The sequence below is a fragment of the Sphingobium sp. LSP13-1-1.1 genome, from assembly GCF_040676415.1.
Lineage (GTDB): Bacteria > Pseudomonadota > Alphaproteobacteria > Sphingomonadales > Sphingomonadaceae > Sphingobium.
This window is the reverse complement of record NZ_JBEGHU010000045.1, coordinates 23789-48606: the sequence shown is the minus strand read 5'-3', so window position 1 is coordinate 48606 and position 24818 is coordinate 23789. Positions and strand designations below refer to the sequence as shown.

19 protein-coding genes are annotated in these 24818 nt (G+C 65.8%); 7 read left to right on the top strand and 12 right to left on the bottom strand.

The window, feature by feature from the left end; translation table 11 throughout:
- The first annotated feature begins 40 nt into the window (after positions 1 to 40).
- Positions 41 to 3238: an efflux RND transporter permease subunit gene (locus MRBLSP13_RS17535; protein ID WP_363755812.1), complete on the top strand. Its 3198-nt coding sequence runs from the start codon at positions 41 to 43 to the stop codon at positions 3236 to 3238.
- 11 nt (positions 3239 to 3249) lie between these two features.
- Positions 3250 to 4656 carry a TolC family protein gene (locus MRBLSP13_RS17530; RefSeq protein WP_363755810.1) on the top strand — a complete coding sequence of 469 codons (1407 nt, stop codon included), beginning with the start codon at positions 3250 to 3252 and terminating at the stop codon, positions 4654 to 4656.
- A 25-nt stretch (positions 4657 to 4681) separates the two neighbouring features.
- On the opposite strand, the gene MRBLSP13_RS17525 is transcribed toward MRBLSP13_RS17530, so the two are convergent.
- From MRBLSP13_RS17525 to MRBLSP13_RS17515, 3 genes are all read right to left on the bottom strand, one after another.
- Positions 4682 to 6469 carry a glycoside hydrolase family 127 protein gene (locus MRBLSP13_RS17525; protein ID WP_363756028.1) on the bottom strand — a complete coding sequence of 596 codons (1788 nt, stop codon included), beginning with the start codon at positions 6467 to 6469 and terminating at the stop codon, positions 4682 to 4684.
- Between the two features lie 312 nt (positions 6470 to 6781).
- On the bottom strand, positions 6782 to 7669 hold the full coding sequence (locus MRBLSP13_RS17520) for a hypothetical protein (protein ID WP_363755808.1): 888 nt from the start codon (positions 7667 to 7669) through the stop codon (positions 6782 to 6784).
- Positions 7666 to 8661, bottom strand: coding sequence for an isopenicillin N synthase family dioxygenase (locus MRBLSP13_RS17515; RefSeq protein ID WP_363755806.1), 996 nt, complete (start codon positions 8659 to 8661; stop codon positions 7666 to 7668). The genes MRBLSP13_RS17520 and MRBLSP13_RS17515 overlap by 4 nt, the downstream gene beginning before the upstream one ends.
- Positions 8662 to 8764: 103 nt before the next feature.
- On the opposite strand from MRBLSP13_RS17515, the gene MRBLSP13_RS17510 reads away from it, so the two are divergent.
- From MRBLSP13_RS17510 to MRBLSP13_RS17490, 5 genes are all read left to right on the top strand, one after another.
- Positions 8765 to 9703 carry a LysR family transcriptional regulator gene (locus tag MRBLSP13_RS17510; protein ID WP_363737398.1) on the top strand — a complete coding sequence of 313 codons (939 nt, stop codon included), beginning with the start codon at positions 8765 to 8767 and terminating at the stop codon, positions 9701 to 9703.
- Between the two features lie 149 nt (positions 9704 to 9852).
- Positions 9853 to 10800, top strand: a complete 948-nt coding sequence (locus tag MRBLSP13_RS17505; RefSeq protein ID WP_363755804.1) for a sterol desaturase family protein — start codon at positions 9853 to 9855, stop codon at positions 10798 to 10800.
- Positions 10797 to 12365 carry a tetratricopeptide repeat-containing sulfotransferase family protein gene (locus tag MRBLSP13_RS17500; RefSeq protein WP_363755802.1) on the top strand — a complete coding sequence of 523 codons (1569 nt, stop codon included), beginning with the start codon at positions 10797 to 10799 and terminating at the stop codon, positions 12363 to 12365. Before MRBLSP13_RS17505 ends, MRBLSP13_RS17500 begins: the two co-directional genes overlap by 4 nt.
- Before the next feature lie 19 nt (positions 12366 to 12384).
- Complete coding sequence (locus MRBLSP13_RS17495) at positions 12385 to 12744, top strand: hypothetical protein (RefSeq protein WP_363737401.1); 360 nt, start codon at positions 12385 to 12387, stop codon at positions 12742 to 12744.
- A gap of 119 nt (positions 12745 to 12863) precedes the next feature.
- Positions 12864 to 13196, top strand: coding sequence for a UrcA family protein (locus tag MRBLSP13_RS17490; RefSeq protein ID WP_363737402.1), 333 nt, complete (start codon positions 12864 to 12866; stop codon positions 13194 to 13196).
- Positions 13197 to 13421: 225 nt separating this feature from the next.
- On the opposite strand, the gene MRBLSP13_RS17485 is transcribed toward MRBLSP13_RS17490, so the two are convergent.
- The 9 genes from MRBLSP13_RS17485 to MRBLSP13_RS17445 all read right to left on the bottom strand — a co-directional run bounded on the left by MRBLSP13_RS17485 (position 13422) and on the right by MRBLSP13_RS17445 (position 24531).
- Entirely contained in the window at positions 13422 to 14402 is a 981-nt protein-coding gene (locus MRBLSP13_RS17485) for a DUF6923 family protein (RefSeq protein ID WP_414714726.1), read from the bottom strand.
- Between the two features lie 2 nt (positions 14403 to 14404).
- Positions 14405 to 16174 carry an allophanate hydrolase gene (gene atzF, locus MRBLSP13_RS17480; protein WP_363755800.1) on the bottom strand — a complete coding sequence of 590 codons (1770 nt, stop codon included), beginning with the start codon at positions 16172 to 16174 and terminating at the stop codon, positions 14405 to 14407.
- Positions 16171 to 19767, bottom strand: a complete 3597-nt coding sequence (gene uca, locus MRBLSP13_RS17475; protein WP_363755798.1) for an urea carboxylase — start codon at positions 19765 to 19767, stop codon at positions 16171 to 16173. Before uca ends, atzF begins: the two co-directional genes overlap by 4 nt.
- Complete coding sequence (locus tag MRBLSP13_RS17470) at positions 19764 to 20399, bottom strand: urea amidolyase associated protein UAAP2 (protein WP_363755796.1); 636 nt, start codon at positions 20397 to 20399, stop codon at positions 19764 to 19766. The genes uca and MRBLSP13_RS17470 overlap by 4 nt, the downstream gene beginning before the upstream one ends.
- Positions 20400 to 20509: 110 nt before the next feature.
- The gene (locus tag MRBLSP13_RS17465; RefSeq protein ID WP_363755794.1) at positions 20510 to 21334 is read right to left on the bottom strand and encodes an urea amidolyase associated protein UAAP1; all 825 of its coding nucleotides are present in this window, start codon (positions 21332 to 21334) and stop codon (positions 20510 to 20512) included.
- Complete coding sequence (locus tag MRBLSP13_RS17460; RefSeq protein WP_133652750.1) at positions 21331 to 21804, bottom strand: CopG family ribbon-helix-helix protein; 474 nt, start codon at positions 21802 to 21804, stop codon at positions 21331 to 21333. The genes MRBLSP13_RS17465 and MRBLSP13_RS17460 overlap by 4 nt, the downstream gene beginning before the upstream one ends.
- Complete coding sequence (locus MRBLSP13_RS17455; RefSeq protein WP_363755792.1) at positions 21797 to 22600, bottom strand: ATP-binding cassette domain-containing protein; 804 nt, start codon at positions 22598 to 22600, stop codon at positions 21797 to 21799. Before MRBLSP13_RS17455 ends, MRBLSP13_RS17460 begins: the two co-directional genes overlap by 8 nt.
- Entirely contained in the window at positions 22597 to 23412 is an 816-nt protein-coding gene (locus MRBLSP13_RS17450) for an ABC transporter permease (protein WP_363755790.1), read from the bottom strand. Before MRBLSP13_RS17450 ends, MRBLSP13_RS17455 begins: the two co-directional genes overlap by 4 nt.
- A 36-nt stretch (positions 23413 to 23448) precedes the next feature.
- Positions 23449 to 24531, bottom strand: a complete 1083-nt coding sequence (locus MRBLSP13_RS17445; protein WP_363737410.1) for a putative urea ABC transporter substrate-binding protein — start codon at positions 24529 to 24531, stop codon at positions 23449 to 23451.
- Between the last annotated feature and the right edge of the window lie 287 nt (positions 24532 to 24818).

Genomic DNA, 24818 nt, shown 5'->3' with positions numbered 1-24818 from the left:
GATCGCAAACCCCTTTTCACGCCATCGAGGAATTCGTCCGATGCGCCTCTCCCGTTTCTTCATCGACCGGCCGATCTTCGCCGCCGTAATCGCGGTGGTCATCACCGTGATCGGCGGACTCGCCTTTGTCGGCCTGCCCGTTTCGCAATATCCCGACATCGTGCCGCCCACGGTCACGGTTTCGGCCCAATATCCCGGCGCCTCCGCCGAAACCGTCGCGTCGACCGTTGCCGCGCCGATCGAGCAGGAGATCAACGGCGTCGACGACATGCTTTACCAGAGCAGCCAGTCGACCGGCGACGGCAAGGTCACGATCACCGTCACCTTCAAGGTCGGCACCGACCTGGACGCCGCGCAGGTGCTGGTCCAGAACCGCGTCGCCGTCGCCATTCCGCGCCTGCCGGAAGAGGTGCAGCGGCTGGGCGTCGTCACCCGCAAGACGACGCCGGAATTCCTGATGGTCGTCAACCTGCAGTCGCCCGACGGGACGTTCGACCGCAATTATATCTCCAACTATGCGCTGACGCAGGTGCGCGACCGGCTGGCGCGGCTGGACGGCGTGGGCGATGTGCAGCTTTTCGGATCGCGCGACTATGCCATGCGCATCTGGATCGACCCCGATCGCGCCGCCGCGCTCAACCTGACGGCGGGCGAGATCGTGCAGGCCCTGCGCGCCCAGAATGTGCAGGTGTCCGCCGGGGCCATCGGCCAGCCGCCCTATGACGCCGGTTCGCATGGGAGTGAAGCCTTCCAGCTTGGCGTCGAGATGCAGGGCCGCCTGACCGAGCCGCAGCAATTTGCCGACATCGTCATCCGCAGCGATGCGGACGGCCGCCAGGTGCGCGTGGGCGACGTCGCCCGCGTCGAGCTGGGCGCGCAGGATTATGGCATCAACACCTATCTGTCGAACAAGCCCACCGTCGTCATCGCGGCGATGCAGCGTCCCGGCTCCAACGCGCTGGACGCGGCGGAGAAGGTGAAGGCGGAGATGGAGCAGCTGTCCAGGCGCTTCCCCAAGGGGCTGGAATACAGCGTCATCTACAATCCGACCGAATTCATCAGCCAGTCCATCGACGCCGTCTATCACACGCTGTTCGAAGCCGTGATCCTGGTCGTCATCGTCATCCTGGTCTTCCTCCAGAACTGGCGCGCCGCGGTCATCCCGATCATCGCCATTCCGGTTTCGCTGATCGGGACGGCGGCGGTCCTGGCCGCCCTGGGCTATTCGCTGAACAACCTCTCCCTGTTCGGGCTGGTGCTGGCCATCGGCATCGTCGTCGACGACGCCATCGTCGTGGTGGAGAATGTGGAGCGCAATATCGAGCGGGGCATGTCGCCGCTGGAGGCCGCCCGCATCTCCATGGACGAGGTCTCCACCGCCCTGATCGCCATCGTCCTCGTCCTGTGCGCGGTGTTCGTGCCCACGCTGTTCATCACCGGCATTTCGGGCGCCTTCTACAAGCAGTTCGCCGTCACCATTTCGACCGCGACGATCATTTCGCTGATCCTGTCGCTGACGCTGTCTCCGGCGGCGGCCGCGCTGCTGCTGAAGTCGAAGCATGACGGACATGACCTGCGCGATGCGCCGCGCTGGCGCCGGCTGGCGGCGCAGGCCGCCGACCGCTTCAATCGCGGCTTCGACCGGCTGAGCGCGGGCTATGGGCGGCTGACCCGCTTCCTCGTCGCGCGGCCCAAGAAGATGCTGCTGACCTATTCGGGGCTGATCGCCGCCACCATCGCCCTGTTCTGGGTGACGCCCGGCGGCTTCATCCCGGCGCAGGACCAGGGCTATTTCCTGGCGGTGGTGCAGCTTCCCTCCGGCGCGTCGCTGGAGCGCACCGACAAGGTGACGCGGGACGTCGCGGCGAGGATCCTGCCCATCAAGGGGCTGCGCGGCGCGGTGATGTTCGCCGGGTTCCACGGGCCGTCCCAGACGCAGGCGCCCAACAGCGCCGCCATCTACTTCCCGTTCAAGACCTTCGCCGAGCGGAAGGCGGAAGGCGTCACCTATGCCGGGATCATGGAGCAGGCGAGCAAGGCAGTCGCCGGTTATGACAAGGCCCGCATCCTGTTGCTGCCGCCGCCGACCATCACCGGCCTGGTGCCGCCGGGCGGTTTCCGCATGATGATCCAGGACCCCGAGGATCATGGCTATGCCGAACTGAACAGGCAGGCGCAGGACTTCATCGCCAAGGCCAACCAGACCCCCGGACTCAAGATGGTCTACACCCTGTTCGACGTCGGCACGCCCCGCATCTATGCCGATGTGGATCGCCGCAAGGCCGACCTGCTGGGCGTACCGCCGGAACGCGTGTTCGAAGCGATGCAGGTCTATCTGGGTTCGGCCTTCGTCAACGACTTCAACCTGCTGGGCCGCACCTATCGCGTGACGGCGCAGGCCGATGCCGGCCATCGCGACACGGTGGCGGACATCGCCAACCTGAAGACCCGGTCGAACAGCGGGCAGATGGTGCCGATCGGTTCGGTCTCGACCTTCAGGGACAAGACCGGCCCCTATCGCGTGGTCCGCTACAACCTGCTTCCCGCGGTGGAGATCGACGGCGATACGGCGCCCGGCTACAGCAGCGGCCAGTCGCTGACGACGATGGAGAAGCTCGCCTCCACCACCCTTCCCGCCGGTTATGGCAGGGAGTGGACGGGCGTCGCCTATCAGCAGGTGATCGCCGGCAACACCGCCGGGATCGTCTTCGCCATGGCGGTCTTCTTCGTCTTCCTGGTGCTGGCGGCGCAATATGAAAGCCTGACCCTGCCGCTGTCGATCATCCTGATCGTGCCGATGTGCCTGTTCGCGGCCATGCTGGGCGTGAACCTGCGCGGAATGGACAACAACATCCTGACGCAGATCGGGCTGGTCGTGCTGATCGCGCTGGCGGCGAAGAACGCCATCCTGGTGGTCGAGTTCGCAAAGCAGGCCGAGGAGGAACAGGGGCTGTCACCCGTCGACGCCGCGGTGCAGGCCGCCCAGACCCGCCTGCGGCCGATCCTGATGACCAGCTTCGCCTTCATCCTGGGCGCGGTGCCGCTGGTGATCGCGAGCGGGGCCGGCGCGGAACTGCGGCAGGCCTTGGGTACGGCGGTCTTCTTCGGCATGACCGGCGTGACGGCGTTCGGCCTGCTCTTCACCCCCACTTTCTATGTCGTGTGCCGCGCATTGGGCGACCGCTTTTCCCGCAAGGGCAAGGGTCAGGCCCCCGCCGCGCTGCAACCCGCCGAATAAGGAACGGCACGATGATCAAGACTCTCCTCCCCCTCCTGCTGGGCGCGTCCGCCCTGACGGCCTGCGCCGCGGGGCCGGACTACAAGGCGCCGGCAACGCCCACCGCCGCTGCGGGCGCGTTCATCGGCGCGACCGGCCCGGCAGTCAGCACGGCGCAGGCCGACGACCATTGGTGGCGGCTCTACAGCGATCCGGTGCTGGACGGGCTGGTGCAGGATGCGCTGAAGGCCAACACCGACATCCGCGTGGCGGTCGCCCGGCTGGAAAAGGCCCGCGCCCAGTTGCGCGGCGCCCGTTCCGACAGATTGCCGCAGACGAGGTTGAGCGGTTCGCCCAGCTATGGCCGGGCGTCGGCCGCGCAGACGCTGCCTGGTGCAGACCGCGAAAACTGGACCATCGATGCGGGGATGAACGTCGCCTATGAGGTCGATCTGTTCGGGCGCGTGAAGCGCAGCATCGAGGCGGCCAGGGGCGACGTCAACGCCGCGTCGGCCGATGCCGACGCCGTGCGCGTGGCGGTGGTCGCCGACACGGTGCGCGCCTATGTCGACGCCACCAGCTCGGCCGAGCGCATCGCCGTGGCGCGGCACACGGTCGCCCTGCTCGACAACAGCATCCGCATCACCAACGCCCGGTTCGAGGTCGGCCGGTCGGACCGGCTGGACGTGATCCGCGTGACGGCGCTGCGCGACCAGCAGGCGGCGATCATCCCCAGCCTGATCGCGGACCGGGACGGCGCGCTGTTCCGGCTGGCGACGCTGACGGGCCGGGCGCCGCAGCAATTGCCCGCCCCCATCCGCGAGCAGGAGAAGACGCCCGACCTCAGCCAGCCCATCCCGGTCGGCGACGGCCGCGCATTGCTGGCCCGCCGACCGGACGTGCGCGCGGCGGAACAGAGGCTGGCCGCCGATACCGCACGGATCGGCGTGGCGACGGCGGATCTCTATCCACGCATCACGCTGGGCGGATCGATCGGCACGACGGCCATTGGCGGCGGCGATATTCTGGGCGGCGGCCCCTTTCGCTGGCTGCTGGGGCCGCTGATCAACTGGGCCTTTCCCAACCAGGAAGCCAATCGCGCCCGGATCGCGGCGGCCAGGGCCGATGCCGACGGATCGCTGGCGAGCTTTGACGGGACAGTCCTGCAGGCGCTGGAGGAAACGGAAACGGCGCTGTCGGTCTATGCCCATGCGCTGGAGCGCCGCGATACGTTGAAGGCGGCGCGGGAGGCGGCGGACAGGGCCGCGCGCATCAGCCTCGCCCGGCAGCGGGAGGGGCAGATCGACTTTCTGACCGTGCTGGATGCGCAGCGGACGCTGGCGGCGGCGGAAGGCGACCTTGCGGCGGCCAACCGCGCCGTGGCCTTCGCGCAGGTCGACCTGTTCAGGGCATTGGGCGGAGGGTGGACGACAGGCTGACCGTTTGGGACTTGGCGGGGACGCTCTATGCCGGCTCCACCCGCCAATAGGTCGCATAGCGTTCATGCGCGATGCGGTGATAGGGGATGAGCCGGACCGGCGTGCCGTCCTTCGCCGCGATGGTGAATTCCAGCGGGGCTGCGCCGGGCCTGATCTGTTGCGCCAGCGCCTTCGGATCGCCGGCAAGGGTCGGCACGGCGACGGCGCCCCCATTATATTCGCCATATTTGCGTTCGTTGACGATGATGTCGGCGCCCGGGGCCAGGCCCTGCCTGCCAAGCGCGCCCGCCAGGACGATCGGTCCATAGGTGAAGGCGACGATGTCCGGCGCGGCGGGTGCGCTTTCGACCGCGGCTTCCATGGCGAGGCGCAGCTCCACCCGGTCGCCGTCCTGCCACAGGCGGTCGACCTCGACATAGCTGCCGGGCGTCGAGGAGCGCAGCACCTCCTGTCCGTTGACCGACACCGTGGCGGTGCGGCTCCAGCGGGGATGGCGCAGGCGCAGCGCGATCTGCGCTGGGGCGCGGAGTTTCCATTGCAGGCTGGTCACGGGTGCGTCGGGGAAGGCGGTGCGCTGGACCAGTTCCGCGCCCTTTTCCCGCCACAGCACCGAGGATGGCAGGAACAGATTGACATAGAGCGCGCGGTCATCGTGAAAATAGATGGAATCCCGGTATTTCACGTGATTTTCCATGCCGGTCCCGGTACAGCACCAGAAGCTGTCCTCCGGCGTGTGGTAGAGCTTCATATAGCCGGGCCGTGCGCCCTGGAAATAGGTCGTCATGCCGCTGTCCGGATCCTGCGAGGCGAGGATGCCGTTATAGAGCGTGCGTTCATGATAATCGGCGTAATCCGCCTGCGGATCCTGCATGAAGAGCAGCCGCGCCAGTTTCAGCATATTGTGCTGGCAGCAGGTTTCCGATCCCTTGGCCGAGAAGACGTGCCGGTCGAAATCCGCCATGGCGAAGAAATGTTCATTGTCGCCATGGCCGCCCGTCGCGAAGGAACGGGTGTGGGCGACCGTGCGGAAGAAGAAGGCGGCCGCCCTGGCGTAGCGATCGTCGCCGGTCACTTCATAGACGCGCTGGAAGCCGACGACCTTGGGCACATTGGTGTTGGCATGCATGCCGTCCAGCAGGTCGCGGCCCTCCGCCAGGGGTTCCATCACCGCCTGGTGGGAGAAGCGCCGGGAGAGATGCCGATATTCCTCCCTGCCGGTCATGGCGAAAAGGTCGGCATAGATTTCGTTCATGCCGCCATGTTCGGTGGCCAGCATCGCTTCGAACTGCGCGGCGGAAAGCGGGCGGGTTGCGGCCACGCCCCAGTCGGCCAGCCGGATCAGCACGTCGCGCGCCGCTGCGCTGTCGGCCAGCAGCGCGCCGTCGCGAAGGCCCGCATAGACCTTGTGCAGCGTGTACCAGGGAACGCCGGTGATCCTTTCCCCGCGGATGTGCGCAGCCACCAGCGCCGGGCCGTCGGGAAAGGCACAGACCAGCCCCGATCCCGCCGCCTTCTGACAGGCCGCCAGTTCGCCCGCTATATAATCGACGCGCTGCCTGAAGCGCCGGTCCTTCGTGGAGCGATAGGCAAGCGCGCAGGCGGAAAGATAATGGCCCAGCGTGTGGCCGTGGCAGTTTATGTCAGCCCAGGTCGGTTCCGATTCCCATCCGCCATAGACCGGCGCCTTTGGCTTCAGCCCCGCATTGACGCGGAAATTATGCAGCATCCGGTCGGGCCGGAGCCGCAGCAGATAGGCCTCCGTCATGCGCTGGGCGTGGAGGAACGGCCCCTCCCCCAGGGTCACGTCCGCCATGTCGAAGGCTTTGAGCCGGGGCGGCCGCGCCACGCTGTCCGCCGCACCCGCCTGCGCCGCGAAGGATGGCTGCACGCCGCCGAAGCCGGCGGCGATCGCGGCCGCACCCGCGCTGCCGAGCAGCCCCCGACGCGTGGGTTGGATGCTGGGCAGTTGGTGGGACACGCGCTTCTCTCCTGGCCGGTCATGGGTCGCCATGCCGCTGCCGAGATTTGGTAGCGCTATACTCCGACAAAATACAAGGCCGATGATCGGCAGGGCGGTGACGACGGCGCCAACCGGACCAGCCGTCGCGGCGCGATCCGGCGGCGGTCAGGATGCGATCGCGGCGTGCCGGAAAAGATGGGATCCCTCCTTCTCCATCCACTCCGCTGTCCGGGACGCGCCCTCCGTCTGTCGATCGAATGTGAAATCAGGCAGGTGGATGTCGATGGCGAAGCGCAACCGGCAGCGCCTGCCGCCCACCCGCCGCGAGAGCAGGACGCTTCCGTCCGGCTGAAGCGCGAACGTCCCCGAGGCGATCTGCCGGCCGATCCTGCCGCCTTGCGTACTATGCGTGATGGTCCGGCCGTCCAGCGCCACCGACACCTCATAGCTTTCGATCTCTTCCGGCGTGAGCAGCCGGTCCGTCAGCGCCTGGCCCAGACCGGTGGCATTGCGCAGGGCCGCGTCCAGTCGCGGCAATCGGGATTGCGCATAGGCGACATGGTTTCCCGCGATGATCAACCCGCCGTCCATCGGCAGATCCTGCCCCATATCCTCGTCATGCAGGCTCAGGAGCCGCAGGCCAAGGAGAGGGCCGCGAAAGGATTGTTGCCGCCAATCCTCGACATAGGCACCCGATGGGGCGAATTCGAGCACGCTGTTGCCCATGAAGCGCAGCTCCGCCGGTTCCGGCCACTGGTTGCGCGGCTGGTAGCTTCTGGCGATCGACCAGGACATTTGCTGCCTTTCCTCATCCCACAGCGTGTCGCCGACCCAGCCCTGCCGGTCGGACACCGATGTGGCGGTGCCGTCGGGCAGCCGCAGGTCGAGCGTGAAGCTGCGCGACTGGAACCAGTAGACCACGGTCGCCTCATCCGTCACGCCGGTGCAGAAGGTGATGCTCTTGCGCCGGAAAGCCCCCAGCAGGCGGCGCGGAAAGGCCGGCTGGGCCGGAACCACCGGGGGCAGCGCATGAGGCAGGTCGGCCAGCCTCATGCGCCCGGCTTTCCCGGACGCCGCCCGAAGGAATCGAGCGGCATGGCGTTGGCCAGCACCAGTTCCCCCTTCGCGATCCGGCGCTTGAGATAGGCGAAGGTCTGCGCCGTCTGGTTGAACAGGTGTTCACCACCCCTGAGCGGCGGATAGCGGGGTATTTCGCCCGGCACCAGCGGGGCCACGACATAGTCATAGTCGCAGGCGTGGAAGAAGGGGAAGGAGTAGCGCTGCTGCGCCACTTTCTTCACGCGATGGGTTGTCGCGACATAGCGCCCGTTGGACAGGATCTCCATCATGTCGCCAATGTTCATGATCATCGCGCCGTCCATCAGCGGCACGTCCACCCAGTCGCCGTTCCGGTCGAGAATCTGCAGGCCCCCCGCCGTGGCGAAGAGCAGGGTGAAGCATTCATAGTCGGTATGGGCGCCTATGCCCGGCCTGTCCTGCGCGCTGGAATCGAACGGATAGTGGATGAGCCGCAACTGGCTGGGCGGGTTCCGGCGATGCGCGTCGAAATGATCCTCCTCCAGCCCCAGCGCCAGCGCGAAGGCGCAGAAGATCTGGCCGCCAATGTCCGACAGGTGCCGGTAATATGCCGACACGTCCTCGCGAAATCCGGGCATTTCGGGCCAGTTGTTCGGGCCCAGCAGCGGCCGGCGATCGTCAGGCCGCAGATAGTCGCGGTTGATGTCATAGGCTTCCTTGAGATCGCTGGTGCCCGTGCCGAACTGCTCCTCCCCCACGGGCACATAGCCGCTGTGGTTCTGCGAATGGCCGATATAGCTGGCCATCTTCGCCTCATGGTCCAGCGCGAAATACGCCTTGGCCCGCGCGACAAGGCGGCGAAACAGCGCCCAGTCCAGCTGCGCCCCGCCAATATAGAGAAAGCCCGCATCGGTGCAGGCGCAGTCCAGCGCGCGGGCTACGTCAAGCCTGTCCTCGCGGGAAGCGCTTGCCAGCCTGGATATGTCGACAAAGGGAAGGACAGCCATGGCGCAACGCTAGGCGAAGCGGGGCATAGGCATAGATGGGACGATTCGATGATTTCCATTGATTTGATCTATGACCACGTCATTCTGGCGAAGGAGGCGGAACATGAGTGATCGATCGATCCTAGTCGACAAGAGGTTCGCAAGCCGTGTCGACTGGAACCTGATGCGCACCTTCGTCGACATCGTCCGCGCCGGCGGGATCGGTGCGGCGGCGCGGCAGCTCAATCGGCAGCAGCCGAGCATCAGCGCCGCGCTCAAGCGGCTGGAGGATCATGTCGGCGTGACGCTACTCCACCGCACGGCGACCGGCGTGGAGATGACGGCGGCCGGCAAGGCGATGATGGCGCTTTGCGAGGACATGCTCGAATCGGCGCAGATGATGCCGCACCAGATCGCCCAGGCGACCAAGCGGGTCGAGGGGATCGTCCGCATCCAGATCATATCCGGTCTGGTTTCGCCGGAATTCGACGAGGCGATCGCAAGCCTGCACCGGCGCAACCCGGCCATCCACATCGAGATCCGGGTGTCGCCCTGGCGTCAGGTGCTCGACGCGCTGGAACAGGGGGAGGTCGAGATCGGCGTCGGCTATGACAGCAGCGTTCGCGGCAGCCTGATGTACGAGCCGCTGCTGGTGGAGCGCCAACAGCTCTATTGTTCCCGCTACAGCCCCTATTTCGGATATCGGCTGAACCGCCTCCACGACCTCAGGGACGAGGGATTCGTCCTTACCGGAGACGATGAGATCGAGCTGATCACCCATCTGCGCCGCCGATACCGGCTGGGAACGAAGGTGAACGGCCTGGCCGAGGACATCAACGAGGCGAAGCGGCTGATCGTCCAGGGTGTCGGCATCGGCTTCCTGCCGGTGCTGGCGGCCGAGGATGATGTGGCGCGCGAAAGGCTGTGGCCGATCCTGGATGTGGATGCCGAGCCGTCCTACGACATCTTCCTCCTGTCCCGTTCCGAACGCGCCCGCGACACGGCCACGCAGCTTTTCTGGGACGAGGTGATCCGCAGGTTGCGGGCAAAGACCAGGACATAGATCTGATCTATGCATTGCATCAAAACTTTGCGTCTGCCCGATTGACGCAGCGCAGCACAGCCTTCCCATCCGAATGAAAGCCACGCCTGTCCGACGGAATCGCCTGTCGGCGCAAGCGGGCGGGAAACGGCCGGGGAACGGGAAGCGCGATGAAGGACAGGATCTTCAACTCCATGCCGCCCGCGATGATCGCTGCGGTGTTGCTGTTCTGGGCCTATGGTCCGAAGGCCTTGCTGGATCACCCGTGGACGTTCGTGGTGATGTCGCCCCTCATCACCATCATCGTCCTGCTCCTGGAGCTGGTCCATGAACGCCATTCGGGCTGGCGGATGAACAGGCAGGAATTCTTCACCGACCTGTTCTACAATATTCTGAGCGCAACCGTCATATCCTGGGTTTCGACGAAGCTTGCCGAGGATCCGCTCAAGGCGGCCAAGGCTTCGCTGGGCATCACCACGGAATGGGCCATGCACATGCCATGGCTGCTGCAGGTGGCGCTGGTGGTGTTCCTGATCGAATTCGGCCAATATTGGATGCATCGGTTGATGCACAACAGCACGCCCTTCTGGCTGACGCATGCCCCGCATCACCACCTGACCCAGTTGAACGCCGCGAAGGGCGCGGTGGGCAACCCCATAGAGCTGGTGCTGATCAGCCTGAGCGTGGTGGCGCTGTTCGACCTCGACAACAGCGCCGTGTTCGCGGCGATCAACGTGCTGGGGGTGATCTCCACCTTCGCCCACGCCAATGTCCGCGCCGATCCGCCGATCTGGTACGCCTTCTTCTTCACGACGATCCGCCACCACAGCCTGCACCATTCGACGGATTATGAAAGCACGCGCTGCAATTACGGCAATTCGCTGATCCTGCTGGACCGCATCTTCGGCACCTATCGGGAAGGCGAGTCCGCGCTAGTCGGCCAGGATGACCGCCGCCGCCTGTCGATCTGGGAACAGACCCTATTCCCCTTCCAGCCCCTGATCGACAGGGTCCGGGCCGGCAAGGGCGCGGCGCGGGTCCGGGGAAGCATGGCCGACGGCCAGATCGAGGCCGACACTGCCGTCCAGAACGCCGTGGAAGGCGCGGCACCGGCATGACGACGATGTTCGCCCGGCAGGTCAGCGCCGCGCGAAACGCGCTGATGCGGGGCGACATCCAGGCGACGCGCCAGATTGCCGCCACAATGGTGGCGAACAATCCCACGGAGGCCGAAGGCCATTTCCTGCTTGGCGTCGCGGAGTCGAATGCCGGGCACATCCAGGCCGGGCTCCGCCATCTGGATCAGGCGGTGGCGATCGACCCCAGGGGGGAATATCGCGCGCAGCTCGCCAGGCTGCTGATCATGACCCGCCGGGACGGCGATGCCGCAGCGACGCTACGGGAGGCCGAAGCGGCGCCGCCCGCCGATGCGTTCAGCCGCGATACCATCGGTTGCGTCTATGCCCGGCTGGGGAACCATGCCGCCGCGCTGGCGCATTTCAACGAAGCGGTCCGGCTGGAGCCGCAGAACGGCAATTATCGCTACAATCAGGCCGTCACGCTCAACTTCCTGGGCCGGGCGGAAGAGGCCGATGCCGCGCTGGAGGCGCTGATCGCCCTCGCGCCCGGCGATGCCCGCGCCCACCATCTGCTGGCCGGCATCCGCAAGCAGACGCCGGCATGCAATCATGTCGAGCGGCTGGAACGGACGCTGGGCGGCACCGGCGACGGTCGAGGGCGGCTGCTGCTCAGCTATGCGCTGGCGAAGGAGCTGGAGGACATCGGGCGGCCGGACGACGCGCTGGCGCGGCTTTGCGTCGCGAACGCCGAACATCGCCGGACCTTGCCCTATGCCTTCGCGCGTGACGCCGCGCTGTTCGACGCGATCGAGGCAGCCTGGCCGCTGCCGCAGGCGATCGGGCCATCCACGGCCGATCCGATCTTCATCATCGGCATGCCGCGCACCGGCACGACGCTGGTCGACCGCATCCTCTCCTCCCATCCGCAGGTCGAAAGCGCGGGCGAACTGCAGGCCATGCCGCTGGCCGTGAAGAAGGCTGGCGGCACGCGCACGTCCACGGTGATGGATGCGGAAACGATCGCAGCCGCGGCGCAGGCCGACATGGGGGCGATCGGGCGCGACTATCTGGAACGGGCCAGCCACCATCGGCGCGACGCAACCCTTCGGTTCATCGACAAGTTTCCCGGCAATTTCTTCTACGCCGGTTTCATTGCGCGGGCGCTGCCCTCGGCCAGGATCATCTGCCTGCGCCGCGATCCCATGGATACGGTGCTCAGCAATTTCCGGAACCTGTTTGCCGTCGGCTCTCCCTATTATGACTATAGCTACGACCTTCTGGATACCGCCGCTTATCATGTCCGCTTCGATCGGCTGATGGCCCGGTGGCGCCAGGCCCTGCCCGGCCAGCTGATCGAGCTGCGCTACGAGGATCTCGTTGCCGATCTGGAGGGTGAGACGCGCCGGCTTCTTGCCCATTGCGGGCTGGACTGGTCGGAGGATTGCCTGTCCTTCCACAGCAATAATGCCCCGGTTTCCACCCCTAGCGCCGCCCAGGTGCGACAGCCGATCTACACCGGATCGGTCGGGCGGTGGAAACGGCATGCGGCGGTGCTGGAGCCGGTGCGCCGCTATTTCGAGCAGGCCGGGATCGACATCCCATGAAGCAAGGGACGCCAATGCCATGACCCCTTTCGGCAAATTGATGCTGGGCGCGGTGCTTGCCGCTGCCGCAACGCCCGCCCTGGCGACCGGAGAGGCGGGCACCCGGCTGGTCCATTGCCGATCCGGCAGTTGCCTGCTGGTGTCGGGTCGCCGTGAGGATGCGGAAGCGCCGGTCATGATCAACGGCCATGCGGTATCGGTGGACGGCGCGCGCAAATGGCGGGTGCGGCTGCCTGTCGATACTGTCCGCCAATGGTCGCTTCCCCATGCCCGGACGATCACGGTTGCCGTTGGCGGTGGCGAGAGCGAGGTCCGCCTGCCAACAGGCCTGTTGGGCCGGAGTGAAAGGCTGACGATGCTGGTCGTTCACGCCAAGTAATAAAACACTTCGCCGTCAGTAATAAAATAACGATTTGAAGTCTTGTATTGAAAGTTTCATCTCCCGGAACTATGTGATCCGCAGTCGCCGGAGAGCGGCATTGGTTCAAGACACAGGAGATGATGATGAAGATTGGCCTTGCCGCCCTTGCCGCTGTCGCATGCGCCATCCCGGCGATTGCCAGCGCCGCCGACAATCCCTTTGCGCAGGATCAGGCGATATTGGACCTGAGGGGTCTGGACCTGTCGTCCGCGCAGGGACAGCAGCGTCTTGCCATCCGCATGGAGCAGGCGGCCAATGCGGTCTGCGGTGACCGGCTGGCTGGCATCCACCTCGCCCTGGAAGCCAAGGCCCGCGCCTGCCGCGCATCCGTGGTGGCCGATATCCACGCCCAGGTCGAAGCGCAACTGGCAATGACTCCGGCGCCGGTGCGCGTCGCGGCGCTCCGCTAGAGCATTTCCACCATGAGCGGAAACGCTCTGGTCTTTTGATACCGCATTTTCAAGTGATCGGAACCGATCGCTGGTCAAGAAATCGCGGCAAACAAGGAAACCAGAGCGGCGATCTGATTCAATCAGATCGAAATCCAGAAGGACGGTCTGGAAATGCGCCTTTGACGTATTTCCAGACAAACGCCGGAAGAACAAGCGCGCGACATGATCAGGGCAGCGCCCCGGTCATTTCGCCAGCCTGGCCGGATGGGGCCACCAGCTCAGCGTATGCACGTCATGCGCCGATGTCCAAAGGCCCTTGCGGGTATAGCGCAGCGCGCCGCTGCCTTCGACCTTGCCGACGCGAGCCTTGATCGCCAGCGTTTCGGGATCAATCGCCACGAAGGTCTGCCCTTCGGTCGTGCGCAGCCATATGACGCCGCCGCCCGTGTCGATATCGCCATATTGCAGCACTTCGCCCACCTTGACGCGGCCGGTCACCTCGCCGCTGACCGGATCGACGCGGGCGACCGTCCCGTCGCCCTGTTCCTGAACCCAGACGGCGCCTTCGCCGGCCGCCAGAAAACCCGGCTGCTTGCCCAGCGCCGTGGTCTTGACCACGCTGTTGGTCGCCGGGTCGATGCGCTGGATCGTCGCGCCGTCGCTGCTCACTGCCCAGACCGAGCCGAAGCCGGAGGCGAGATAATAGGTTCCCGCATTGACCGGGACGGTCGCCGTCACCTGGTTGCTCGCGGGATCGACGCGAGAGACGACACCCTTCTGGTCGCTGGCGACCCAGATCGATCCGGCTTCGGCGACGATGTTGAGTTCGCCCTTCGGATTGGCGATGCCGGTGGCTATGGTCGCCGTCTTTTCGGCGGTGGCGGTGTCGATCCGGACCAGTGCATTTTGCGCGCAATCGGCCACCCATAAGGATCCGGCCAATATCGCCATGGCGCCGCAGGGGCGCCCCATGGCGACTTCCGCCTTCTTGCCCTTGCGGGTCCAGCGTTCGACGCGGCCGGCGTTGGTCACCCAGACGCCGTCGCCATCGACCGCCAGGAAATCAGCAAAGCCCGGCACCTGGATCACCTGCTCGGCGCTTGCGGGGGAAGCGAACAGGAAGGTGGCGCAGCTTGCCGTCAGCGCGGCGGCAAGCGCGGATTTCCTGGCCAGCGATCGGCGCCGATCGCCGGGAAATCGCCCCATGATGCGGAGCTTCGGCATCGCTAGGCCCTTCCGTCCATATAGGCGCGCCAGCCGCCCAGCGCCGTAATGTCCTCCGCATCCGTCAGCGCGCGCGGCTCTGCGACAAAGCCCTTGACGCTGCTGCCGTCCGCCAGCGTCACCGTGCCGATCGCCAGCGGCGCAGGCACTTCGGCTACGAAACTTCCGAACTCCGCCACGCCCAGTTCGTAAACCTCAAGCGCGATCGGGCCGCCATCCTCGCTGTGCACGAGCGCCGGCTTGGGCGGGACGCTGTTCGCCATGGCATAGAGCCGGTAGGTCGGCGCCGTTTCAAAGGCACCGACGAACTTCGCCTCGCGCGATGTCAGTTGCCAGTGAAGCGGCATGTCCTTGAGATGAGCGCCCACGACGGCGAGTTTCACGGTCTGCATTTTGCCCTCCAGATCAAGCGGGGGTGGGGAAGGAAGATCAGCCTTGGCGAGATAGGCGTCCGCCGCATCGAGCAGGGCGCGGTCGCTGTCGGCGGGGCCGATCAGGGTGATGCCGAACCCGGTGCCATTGGCCCTGATGCCGGCTGGAACAGCCACGGCAGCCATGTCGAGCAGGTTCACGAAATTGGTGTAATAGCCAAGCGCGCTGTTGAGCGCGACCGGCGCGGCGAGCAGTTCGGCAACGCGGAAGGTGGTGCCTGTGGTCGGGAAGGCCATCAGGTCGATATCGGCCCATTGCTGGTCAGAATGCCGCTTGAGTTCGGCCAGGCGATAGATGCCGTTGAACAATTCCACCGCGCCAATCGTCAGCCCGGGTTCCACGACCTCCCGCACGGTGGGGTCGATCGCGTCGGGATCGTCGGCGAGCAGCGTCGCCATGGCCGCGGCCCGCTCCGCCACCCAGGGTCCGCCGTAGAGAAGTTGCGCCGCTTCGAGGAGCGGTGCGATGTCGATCTCCACAATATCGGCCAGCCCTGCCAGCCGCTGCAATGCGCGATCATAGAGATATTCGGATTCCGCGTCGCCGAACCAGGCGCGCTGGTCCCGGCGGGGGACGCCGATGGTCCTGCACCGGCGCGGGAGGTCCGACAGCGGCTTCGAATAGGGGTCCGCCGGATCGAAGCCGGCAATGATCCCGTCGAGCAAGCCGGCGTCAGCGGTATCGCCGGTGAAGACGGTGATGCAATCCAGCGTGCGGCAGGCGGGCACCAGTCCGCGATTGCTCCATCTCCCCTTGCTCGGCTTGAACCCGACCAGATGCTGGAAGGCGGCGGGCACGCGGCCCGAACCGGCCGTGTCCGTCCCCAGCGCGAAGGGGACCAGCCCGGCCGCCACCGCCACCGAGGAACCCGAACTGGACCCGCCGCTGACATAGGCGAGATCATAGGCGTTGCGCGGACTGCCATAGGGGCTGCGCGTGCCGTTGAGGCCGGTGGCGAACTGGTCGAGATTGGTCTTGCCGACGCAGATCGCGCCGGCCGCGGCCAGGCGTTCGACGACCGTCGCCGACCGTCCCGGACGATAGGCGAAGGCCGGGCAGGCGGCGGTCGTGTCGAACCCGGCGGCGTCGATATTGTCCTTGACCGCGAACGGAACGCCGGCCAGCGGCAGGTCCTCTCCCGCGGCGAGGCGGGCGTCGATGGCCCGCGCGGCCGCGATCAGGTCGTCGGGCCTTGCCCGGCTGATCCAGATCTGCGGCTGCACGGCGTCATAGGCGGCGATCCGGGCAACCGTCTCCTCCATCACGGCAACCGCACTGGCATGGCCCGCCCTGATGTCTCCCGCGATTGCCGCAGCGCTGCACCGGTCGAACGCGGTCATGCCCCGGCCCTCAACGCCAGCACCGGTGCGCCGGGCTGCAATGCCTGCCGCTCCTGCACATAGATGGCCGCGACCGTGCCGGTGATGGGGCTCTGCACCGCGCATTCCATCTTCATGGCCTCGATGACGGCAATCGTATCGCCCGCCTTCACTTCGTCGCCAACCGCAACCAGCAATTTCCAGATACTGCCGCCAAAGGGCGTTTCGACCAGATCGGCCCCCTCCGGCACGTCGATCGCGTCCGGCTCGGCCGCGTCGGCCTCCGTCAGGCTGGTGATGCGGTCGAACTCGCCGCTGCGCTGCCATTCGGCACGCTCCTCGTCGAAGGCGTCCTGCCGGTGCGCCTCGAAGGCGGCGATGGCATCGGCATTTTCAGCCAGGAAGGCGCGATAGTCGGTCAGCCGGAACTCCGACGGCTCGATCCGGATGGAACGCCGCCCGCTCGGGAAATCGCGGCGCCATTCGGCCAGTTCCTCCGCGCTGACCGGATAGAATCGGATCTGATCGAAGAAGCGCAGCAGCCAGGGCTTCCCCTCGACAAAGACATCGGTCTGGCGATGCGTGTTCCACACCTGGATGGTCCGGCCGAACAGTTGATAGCCGCCCGGTCCTTCCATCCCGTAGATGCACATATAGGCGCCGCCGATGCCCACGACATTGGGCGGCGTCCAGGTGCGGGCGGGGTTGTATTTGGTGGTGACGAGCCGGTGCCGCGGATCGACCGGGGTCGCGACCGGCGCGCCCAGATAGACGTCGCCCAGCCCCAGGACGAGGTAATTCGCCTCGAAGATCAGTTGCTCCACCGCCGCCGCGTCGGGAAGGCCGTTGACGCGACGGATGAATTCGATGTTGTCCGGGCACCAGGGCGCGTCGGCGCGCACGCCGCCCATATATTTCTCGATCGTCTCGATCGTCGCCGGATCGCGCCAGCTGAGCGGCATATGGACCACGCGAGAAGGAATGGTGAAATCCTCAAGGTCGCCCAGGCGCTCCTCCGCAGAGATCAGCGCTGCCAGCGCGGCACGCTGATCCAGTTGTTCGCCGTCGAAATGCAGTTGCAGCGAACGGATGCCCGGAACGACATCGATTATGCCGGGCAGGGCGATCCGTTCCAGCTCCGTCATCAGTGCGTGGACCCGAATCCGCAATTCTATGTCGAGTATGATGGGACCATATTCGACCAGGATGTTGCGATCACCCTGCTGGCGATAGACGGTCCGTGGACGGCCGGGCTGCTCCGGCATCTCTGCAAGGATGGGCGAGAGCATTTCGATCGGCCGCACCGGCGCGGCATCCTCCACCGATCCGGAGGCGAGCAGCCGCCGCTGCAACGCATCCGCCACGGCCGCATCGTCGATGTTGACGGGGGCGAAACGCAGCTTGTCGCCCGGCGCAAGCTGGCCGATTTTCCACCGATCGGCCGCGATTACCACGAAGGGGCAGACGAAACCCCCAAGCGAAGGGCCGTCGGGGCCCAGGATGATCGGCATGTCGCCGGTAAAGTCGACGGCGCCGATGGCATAGGGATTGTCGTGAATGTTGGATGGGTGCAACCCGGCCTCGCCGCCGTCGGCGCGGGCCCATTGCGGCTTGGGTCCGATCAGGCGGACGCCGGTGCGATTGCTGTTGTAATGGACCTGCCATTCGGCGGCGATGATGGCCTCTATATCGGCATCGGTGAAGAAATCCGGCGCGCCGTGGGGACCATAGAGGACGCGCAACGTCCATTGCGTCGAAAGAACCGGCAGGTCGGCGGAAGCAAGCGGCGCGCCTGTTCGATCGCGCGCGAGGTACAGGGTATCGCCCGCCAGCAGCCGGCGAGCGGCGTGCCCGCCGAACTGACCGAGTTCGAAGGTGCTGCGGCTGCCGAGATAGGGCGCGATGTCGAGACCGCCGGCGAACAGGATATAGGCCCGCAGGCCGCCGCCGGACGCGCGGCCAAGGGCAAGCGTCTGGCCGGCCACCACGTCGATCGCGACGCCCCGTGCCACGGCCTGGCCATCCAGCGTCGCCCCGAAATCAGCGCCCATGAGGCAGATGCGCGCCGGCGCGGTGAAGTCCAGCGTCGGGCCGGTCACCGTGACTTCCAGTCCGGCGGTCCCTTCGGGATTGCCCAGCAGCCGGTTGCCCATGCGGAAGGACTGATCGTCCATCGGCCCCGAAGGAGGGACGCCGACCGCCCATAATTTCTGCCGGCCCGGCCAGTCCTGAACGGTGGTGGCGGTGCCGCCGCTGATCACGCGGATGCTGCTGGGATGGGAAACGACGCCGTCAAGAGCGCGGGTGGACACCTCGCCGCTGACGAAGGCGTCGGACCGGACCACATCGCGCAGCCAGCGCAGATTTGTCTCTATGCCATCGACGCGGCTCTGGTCGAGCGCGGCCTGCATCTTTGCGATCGCCTCATCACGCGTCGGGGCATGGACGATCAGCTTGGCCAGCATCGGATCGTACCAGATGCTGACGTCGCTGCCTGCCATGCACCAGGTTTCGGCGCGGATGTCGGGGGGGAACTGAACCGCCGTCAGCGTTCCGGAAGTCGGACGATAATCGAGCGTCGGATCTTCGGCATAGAGCCGCACCTCCACCGAATGGCCGCGCGGCTGGGGCGGCGGCGCGTCGAGAAAGGCAAAGTCGCCCGCGCCGCCGCGGATCATCCATTCGACCAGATCAATGCCCATCACCTCTTCGGTGACGCCATGTTCGACCTGCAGGCGCGTATTCATCTCAAGAAAGAAGAATTGCTGGCGCTCGGCGTCGTAGAGGAATTCCACGGTTCCGGCGGAGCGGTAGACGGCGGCCTGGCCCAGGCGGGTGGCGGCGGCGATCAACTCGCGGCGGACGGCGGGCGGCAACAGGGGCGCGGGGGATTCCTCGACCACCTTCTGGTTGCGGCGCTGGAGCGAACAGTCGCGCTCTCCCAGCGGCATGACCCGGCCTTCGCCATCGCCGAAAAGCTGCACTTCAATGTGCCGCGCCCTGCGGATATAGCGTTCAAGGAATATGCCCGCGTCGCCGAAATTGCTCTGGCCCTGGCGCGCCACGGCGGCAAAGCCCTCCCGAACGTCGCTTTCCTCCTCGCAGATGCGCATGCCGATGCCGCCGCCGCCGGCCGTTGCCTTCAGGATGACGGGGAACCCGATATCCCGCGCCGCCGCCACGGCCTCCTCCTCATCGGTCAGCAGGCCGGTGCCCGGCGCCAGCGGCACGCCATGGGCCGCCGCCAGGGCGCGCGCGCTGTGCTTCAGGCCAAAGGTGCGGATATTGTCGGTCGTCGGGCCGATGAAGACGATGCCGGCTGCGGCGCAGGCTTCGGCAAACTCCACATTTTCGGCAAGGAAGCCGTAGCCCGGATGGATCGCGCCGGCGCCCGTGGCGCGGGCGGCGCTCAATATGGCATTGATGTCGAGATAGCTGTCCGACGCCCGCGCCGGGCCGATGCAGACCGCCTCGTCCGCCTGCGCGACGTGCAGGGAATTTTCGTCCGCTTCGGAATAGACCGCGACCGAGCGCAGGCCCATGCGCCGCAAGGTGCGAATGATGCGCGTGGCGATAGCGCCGCGATTGGCGATGAGGACCGTATCGAAGCTCATGCGGTCACGATCATGCGGACGGGGGTTGGGTTGAAGCCGTTGCAGGGATTGTTGATCTGCGGGCAGTTCGACACGACGACGATCACGTCCATTTCCGCCTTCAGGTCCACGGTCAGGCCGGGCGCGGAGATCCCGTCGACGATGCCGAGCGAACCGTCTTCCTCGACCGGCACGTTCATGAAGAAGTTGATGTTGGAAACGATGTCGCGCTTGCCGCGCCCTTCCAGCAGATTGGCCTCCAGGAAGTTTTCCACGCAGGCATGTTCGGACTTGGTGTGGTGGCCGTAGCGCAGCGTGTTGGATTCGCACGAACAGGCGCCGCCGATGGTATCGTGATAGTCGACCGACGTCGCCGCGATGGTCATCATCGCGCGCCCCTCATTGGATCGCAGCACCGTGCCCTCGCGCAGGAACAGATTGCCCTGCGCGGCCACGGTATCCTGCGCGCTGTACCGTTCAGCGTCGTCCGCCGCCGAATAGAGGAGGAAGTCGACGGCCTGATTGCCTTCCAGGTCGACGATGCGCAGCGTCTGGCCGGCATAGACATGATGCAGCCACGGCGCCCGTGCGGGCACCACGACATCATGGACAATGGCCCCCGAAAGGCCCGTCAAATGGGGATCAAAGCTCATGCGGAAACCCGTTCTTTCCTGGGCATTTTTCCAGTTGGCCCCTGATGGTCGACAATCCGGAAGATGCGGGATCAAAAGACAGAGCGTTTTCGCTCAAAGGCAAAGGCGCTCTAGCGGCGATAATAATCTTCGACATTCAGGAAGGCGCGCAGTCCCTCCGGCGTGGCATTGCGGATGACGTCGTCCTCCGGCGTCACGGGGCCGCGCCAGGCGCTGACCCGCAGCGGCGTCACGGTCCACCGCTCCCGCGGGTCCAGGACATGGGGGCAGTTGGCGACGACCAGTGTCACGTCCATCTCGGCGCGCAGCACGACGCTGCGGCCGGCGGGAAAGGGTCCGATCAGCGGCGTGATCGCGCCATCCACCTCGATCTTCGCACCCTTGAACAGCGTCACGCAGGGATGGACGTCGCGCCGCTGCAACCCGTGCTTCGCCGCGCCCAGCAGGAAACGGTCGCGTCCGTTGGGACAAGGCCCGCTATTGGCGCCATTGCCGTAGCGGGCGGCATTGGTCGCGGCGTTGGAAGTCCCGCAGAAGCTGTCATGCGTGCCCGCGCTGTCCTCCAGAAAGCTCATGAGCACCCTGCCCATGTCCGACAGCAGCAGCTTGCCCTGGCCCAGATAGGCGTTCCATTGCACCTTCACCGTATCGGCCACGTTGAGCCGCTCGGTCGGCATGTCCGCGTTGAACAGCAGCATCGATGCGCAGGCATCGCCCCTGAGGTCGATCAGGCGCAGGCGCGCGCCGCGCGGCAGGCGGCGCGTGGCATAACCGCCGGCCGCGATCGTTTCTTCCCACAACAGGTCCTGGGCAGGCACGCCGGCCGGAAGGTCATCCGCCGCCGGCGGCAACAGCGGCATCGCCTCCACCACCGTCCCCGCCATGCTGCGGGCGTGATCACGGGCGGCCAAGGGATTGGCGAGAGATCCGGTCATGCGGCATTCCCCTTCTGGCTGCCGTTTTCCTGCTCATAGAGCGGCGGCAGCAGCGCGGTGGTCGTGACGAGCTGGAGCTGGTGGACCCCCCGGACCCGGCGCAGCGCGTCGCACAATTCCTTCAACAGGGACGCAGGCCCCTGCACCAGCAGCACTTCAAGCGACTGGTCCCCTTCCAGGAACACATGCTGGGACGAGATCACCTCCTTGAGATAATCCGCCTGCGTCTGGGCAAGCTGATGCCGCACCCGCCCCCGATCGCCGCGATAGACGATCGTGATGGTACCCGCGAGCATCTCGTCCGGGCGGGTGAAGGCCTCATGCTCGGCCAGCGCGTGGCGGATCAGTTCGGCAATGAGCTGGGACCGCGACGGCAGCCCGCGTTCCTCCACCATGGCGTCGAGTTGCCGGAACAGATCGCCCGGCAGGCTCATGCTGAGCCGCGCCAGAGTTCCGGTGTCGCTACTCATGATCCGTCCTTTCCTCTTCTTTCCGTTCGCTCTCGTCCGGAGCGCCGGATTCTTCGCTCGCCGCCGGTTCTGACCGGTCGCGCAGCGGCAGGTCGTAAACCGCGGTCGCGCCGAACCGATGGGGCGCGTGCGGGTCATGGCGGCGCTTGTCGAGCGCAAGCACCCGCGTGCCGAGCGAAAAGGCTTCCCTGATGTCGTGGGTCACCATGATGATCGTCAGCGAATAATCCCGCCAAAGCCGCGTGATCAGCACATGCATGTCCGCGCGGATGCCGGGATCCAGGGCGCCGAACGGCTCGTCGAGAAGCAGGATGCGAGGCTGTTTGATGAGGGCCTGGGCGATGGCAAGACGTTGCTGCATGCCGCCCGACATCTGCGCGGGATAGAGATGCATCGAATCGCGCAGGCCGACCGCGTCCAGCATCTCCTCCGCCTCCGCCCTGGCTGCGCGGCGCGCATGGCCGAACAGCCGGCCCGCGAAGGGAGCCTTGGCGCATTCCAGCCCGAAGATCGTGTTCTGCAGGGCGGAAAGGTGCGGGAACACCGAATAGCGCTGGAACACGACGCCGCGATCGGGCCCGCATTCGGGCGTCAGCGGCGTTCCGTCCAGCAATATGGTCCCGCGGCTGGGCACTTCCTGGCCCAGGACGACACGCAGCAGGCTGCTCTTTCCGGCGCCGGAGGGCCCTATGATCGAGACGAAGGAACCCGTTTCGATGTCGAGGTTCACCTTCTCCAGGACGATCTTGTCGCCATATTCGACCCAGATGTCGCGAAGGGACAGCAGCGCGCTCAATGCCGCTCTCCATGTGCCCAGGGGTAAAGCCATTGGCTGGCGAAGGTCAGCGCCACGTCCATCAGGATCGCAAGGATCGCGATCCAGGCGACATAGGGAATGATCACGTCCATCGAGAGATAGCGGCGGACAAGGAATATCCGGTAGCCAAGACCCACATCAGACGCGATCGCCTCCGCTGAGATCAGGAACACCCAGGCCGGACCAAGCGACAGGCGGACCGCGTGCAGCAGGCGCGGCATGGCCTGCGGCAGGGCGACGCGGATCATGATCTGCCAGGAACTGGCACCCAGCGTCTGCGCCTTGATGATCTGCTCCCGCGGGAGGGCTGCCACATGGGCGGCGATGTCGCGCATCATGACGGGCGCGATGCCGATCACGATGAGCGCAACCTTCGCCGTCTCCCCCAGGCCCAGCGCGATGAACAATATCGGCAGCAGCGCAATGGGGGGGATGACCGCGACCGCCGTCACCAGGGGTCCGAAGGTCGCGCGCACCGGCGGCAGGACGCCGAGCACAAGCCCCGCCACCAACGCCGAGAGCGTGGCGATGCCCAGGCCCAGCCCCAGGCGCTGAAGGCTGGCCAGCGTGTCGGCCCAGAAGACAAGCTGGCCGGTCAGCGGGTCCGGTTGAAAGAGCAGCGCGGCCATCGCCGTTGCCATGCTGCCGGGAAGCGGCAGGATCTTGTCCAGCGGATTGGCGGCATGGCGCTGCGCCGCGATGAACAGGTAAAGCAGCACCAGCAGCAGGATCGGCAGCGAACCCCAGAAGATCCGTTCGCTTCGGCGCGCATGTCGATTCACCCAACGCATCGTCTCATCACCTTCGGCAGGATCGAATGAACGCGATCAGAGTTTTCCGTCCGCCGCCAGCTTCATGAAGCTGTCGTCGAACCGCAGCGTCACCCGCTGCGGATCGCCAAGCGTCTTTCCGCCGGGAAAGGCGATGCCCACGGCGTCGGCCGACGACGCACCCTTGAACAGCCCCTTGGAAAAGCTGAAGTCGCGAACCTGGGTCATGGTCTTGACCAGCGCCGGAGCGACGGTCGCGGCCACCGCTGCCTTGGGATCGGCATAGAGATGCGTGGTCGACAACTGGCCGTCGAAACTTTCCGGCGTGGCGCCCGACAATTTGGCCATGGCGGCGCGCGCCGCCTTCCCCTGCGCGTCCTGCCGCTGCATCAACGCGACGGTTTCATACCAGATGCCTGTCAGCGCCTTGCCGAGATTGGGGTTCGCCTTGAGCGTCGCGGTATCGACGGCGAGCAGGTCCAGTATTTCGCCCGGGATCTGGGCCGAGCTGAACACCTGCTTCACGCCCGGCTGCGCCTTCATGACCGAAAGCTGCGGATTCCAGGCCACCGCCGCATTGGCCGCTGGGCTGCCAAAGGCGCCCACTATGTCCGCGTCGGACGTGTTCACCGTCCGGACGTCGGTGGGCTTCAGGCCCGCCGTCTGGAGCCCGCGCGCCAGCAGATAATGCGACACGGAAAGCTCGACCAGATACACCTGCCGCCCCTTGATCGCGGCGAGCTGATCCGCGCCCTTCAGCAGGATGCCATCATTGCCGTTCGAATAATCGCCCACGATGATCGCGCTCGTATCCTTTCCGCCGGCAGCGGGAATGGTGAGCGCATCCATGTTCGTGACGGTCACGCCGTCGAACTTGCCCGCAGTATATTGATTGATCGATTCCACATAGTCGTTGACCTGCACGACATTGATCTTGATGCCGTATTTATCGGCCCACTTCTTCACGATGCCCGCCTGTTGCGCATAGGGCCACGGCATCCATCCGGCGTAGATTGACCAGCCGATGCTGAATTCTTTCCGCTGCCCGGTCGCGGGATCGGGCGCCTGTGAACAGGAGGCGAGCATGAGAGCCCCGGCGAGCGCTGCGATCATGCCTGCCTTGCCAACCGTCCTGATCATGATTCGATCCCCTTTCGCAATGCAGCATCGCCTTGCTGCATGGCCTTGTCCATAGAAAATATTACGACATTCATAAAATGTAATAACGTCGAAACCAGACATGGGCCGGCCCCGCGCTGTCGGAAAATCGTCACCGTGCGAGGACACCGTCGAGATCCTTCTCTCATCCTGCTGCATTAAGCGGATTATCAGACGATTCGGAACAGGTTCGCCACCGGGGCGATTCGCCGGGTCGAAGCCTTTCCATCCTTGGGCGGCACACGGGTCTGACGAGGTGTTGCGAGAGA

What these genes read in the sequence shown, in the direction of transcription:
- MRBLSP13_RS17535 (WP_363755812.1), top strand. Translation starts at nt 41, where the DNA reads ATGCGCCTCTCCCGTTTCTTCATCGACCGGCCGATCTTCGCCGCCGTA.
- MRBLSP13_RS17530 (WP_363755810.1), top strand. Translation starts at nt 3,250, where the DNA reads ATGATCAAGACTCTCCTCCCCCTCCTGCTGGGCGCGTCCGCCCTGACG.
- MRBLSP13_RS17525 (WP_363756028.1), bottom strand. Translation starts at nt 6,469, where the DNA reads ATGGCGGACGTGACCCTGGGGGAGGGGCCGTTCCTCCACGCCCAGCGC.
- MRBLSP13_RS17520 (WP_363755808.1), bottom strand. Translation starts at nt 7,669, where the DNA reads ATGAGGCTGGCCGACCTGCCTCATGCGCTGCCCCCGGTGGTTCCGGCC.
- MRBLSP13_RS17515 (WP_363755806.1), bottom strand. Translation starts at nt 8,661, where the DNA reads ATGGCTGTCCTTCCCTTTGTCGACATATCCAGGCTGGCAAGCGCTTCC.
- MRBLSP13_RS17510 (WP_363737398.1), top strand. Translation starts at nt 8,765, where the DNA reads ATGAGTGATCGATCGATCCTAGTCGACAAGAGGTTCGCAAGCCGTGTC.
- MRBLSP13_RS17505 (WP_363755804.1), top strand. Translation starts at nt 9,853, where the DNA reads ATGAAGGACAGGATCTTCAACTCCATGCCGCCCGCGATGATCGCTGCG.
- MRBLSP13_RS17500 (WP_363755802.1), top strand. Translation starts at nt 10,797, where the DNA reads ATGACGACGATGTTCGCCCGGCAGGTCAGCGCCGCGCGAAACGCGCTG.
- MRBLSP13_RS17495 (WP_363737401.1), top strand. Translation starts at nt 12,385, where the DNA reads ATGACCCCTTTCGGCAAATTGATGCTGGGCGCGGTGCTTGCCGCTGCC.
- MRBLSP13_RS17490 (WP_363737402.1), top strand. Translation starts at nt 12,864, where the DNA reads ATGATGATGAAGATTGGCCTTGCCGCCCTTGCCGCTGTCGCATGCGCC.
- MRBLSP13_RS17485 (WP_414714726.1), bottom strand. Translation starts at nt 14,402, where the DNA reads ATGCCGAAGCTCCGCATCATGGGGCGATTTCCCGGCGATCGGCGCCGA.
- atzF (WP_363755800.1), bottom strand. Translation starts at nt 16,174, where the DNA reads ATGACCGCGTTCGACCGGTGCAGCGCTGCGGCAATCGCGGGAGACATC.
- uca (WP_363755798.1), bottom strand. Translation starts at nt 19,767, where the DNA reads ATGAGCTTCGATACGGTCCTCATCGCCAATCGCGGCGCTATCGCCACG.
- MRBLSP13_RS17470 (WP_363755796.1), bottom strand. Translation starts at nt 20,399, where the DNA reads ATGAGCTTTGATCCCCATTTGACGGGCCTTTCGGGGGCCATTGTCCAT.
- MRBLSP13_RS17465 (WP_363755794.1), bottom strand. Translation starts at nt 21,334, where the DNA reads ATGACCGGATCTCTCGCCAATCCCTTGGCCGCCCGTGATCACGCCCGC.
- MRBLSP13_RS17460 (WP_133652750.1), bottom strand. Translation starts at nt 21,804, where the DNA reads ATGAGTAGCGACACCGGAACTCTGGCGCGGCTCAGCATGAGCCTGCCG.
- MRBLSP13_RS17450 (WP_363755790.1), bottom strand. Translation starts at nt 23,412, where the DNA reads ATGCGTTGGGTGAATCGACATGCGCGCCGAAGCGAACGGATCTTCTGG.
- MRBLSP13_RS17445 (WP_363737410.1), bottom strand. Translation starts at nt 24,531, where the DNA reads ATGATCAGGACGGTTGGCAAGGCAGGCATGATCGCAGCGCTCGCCGGG.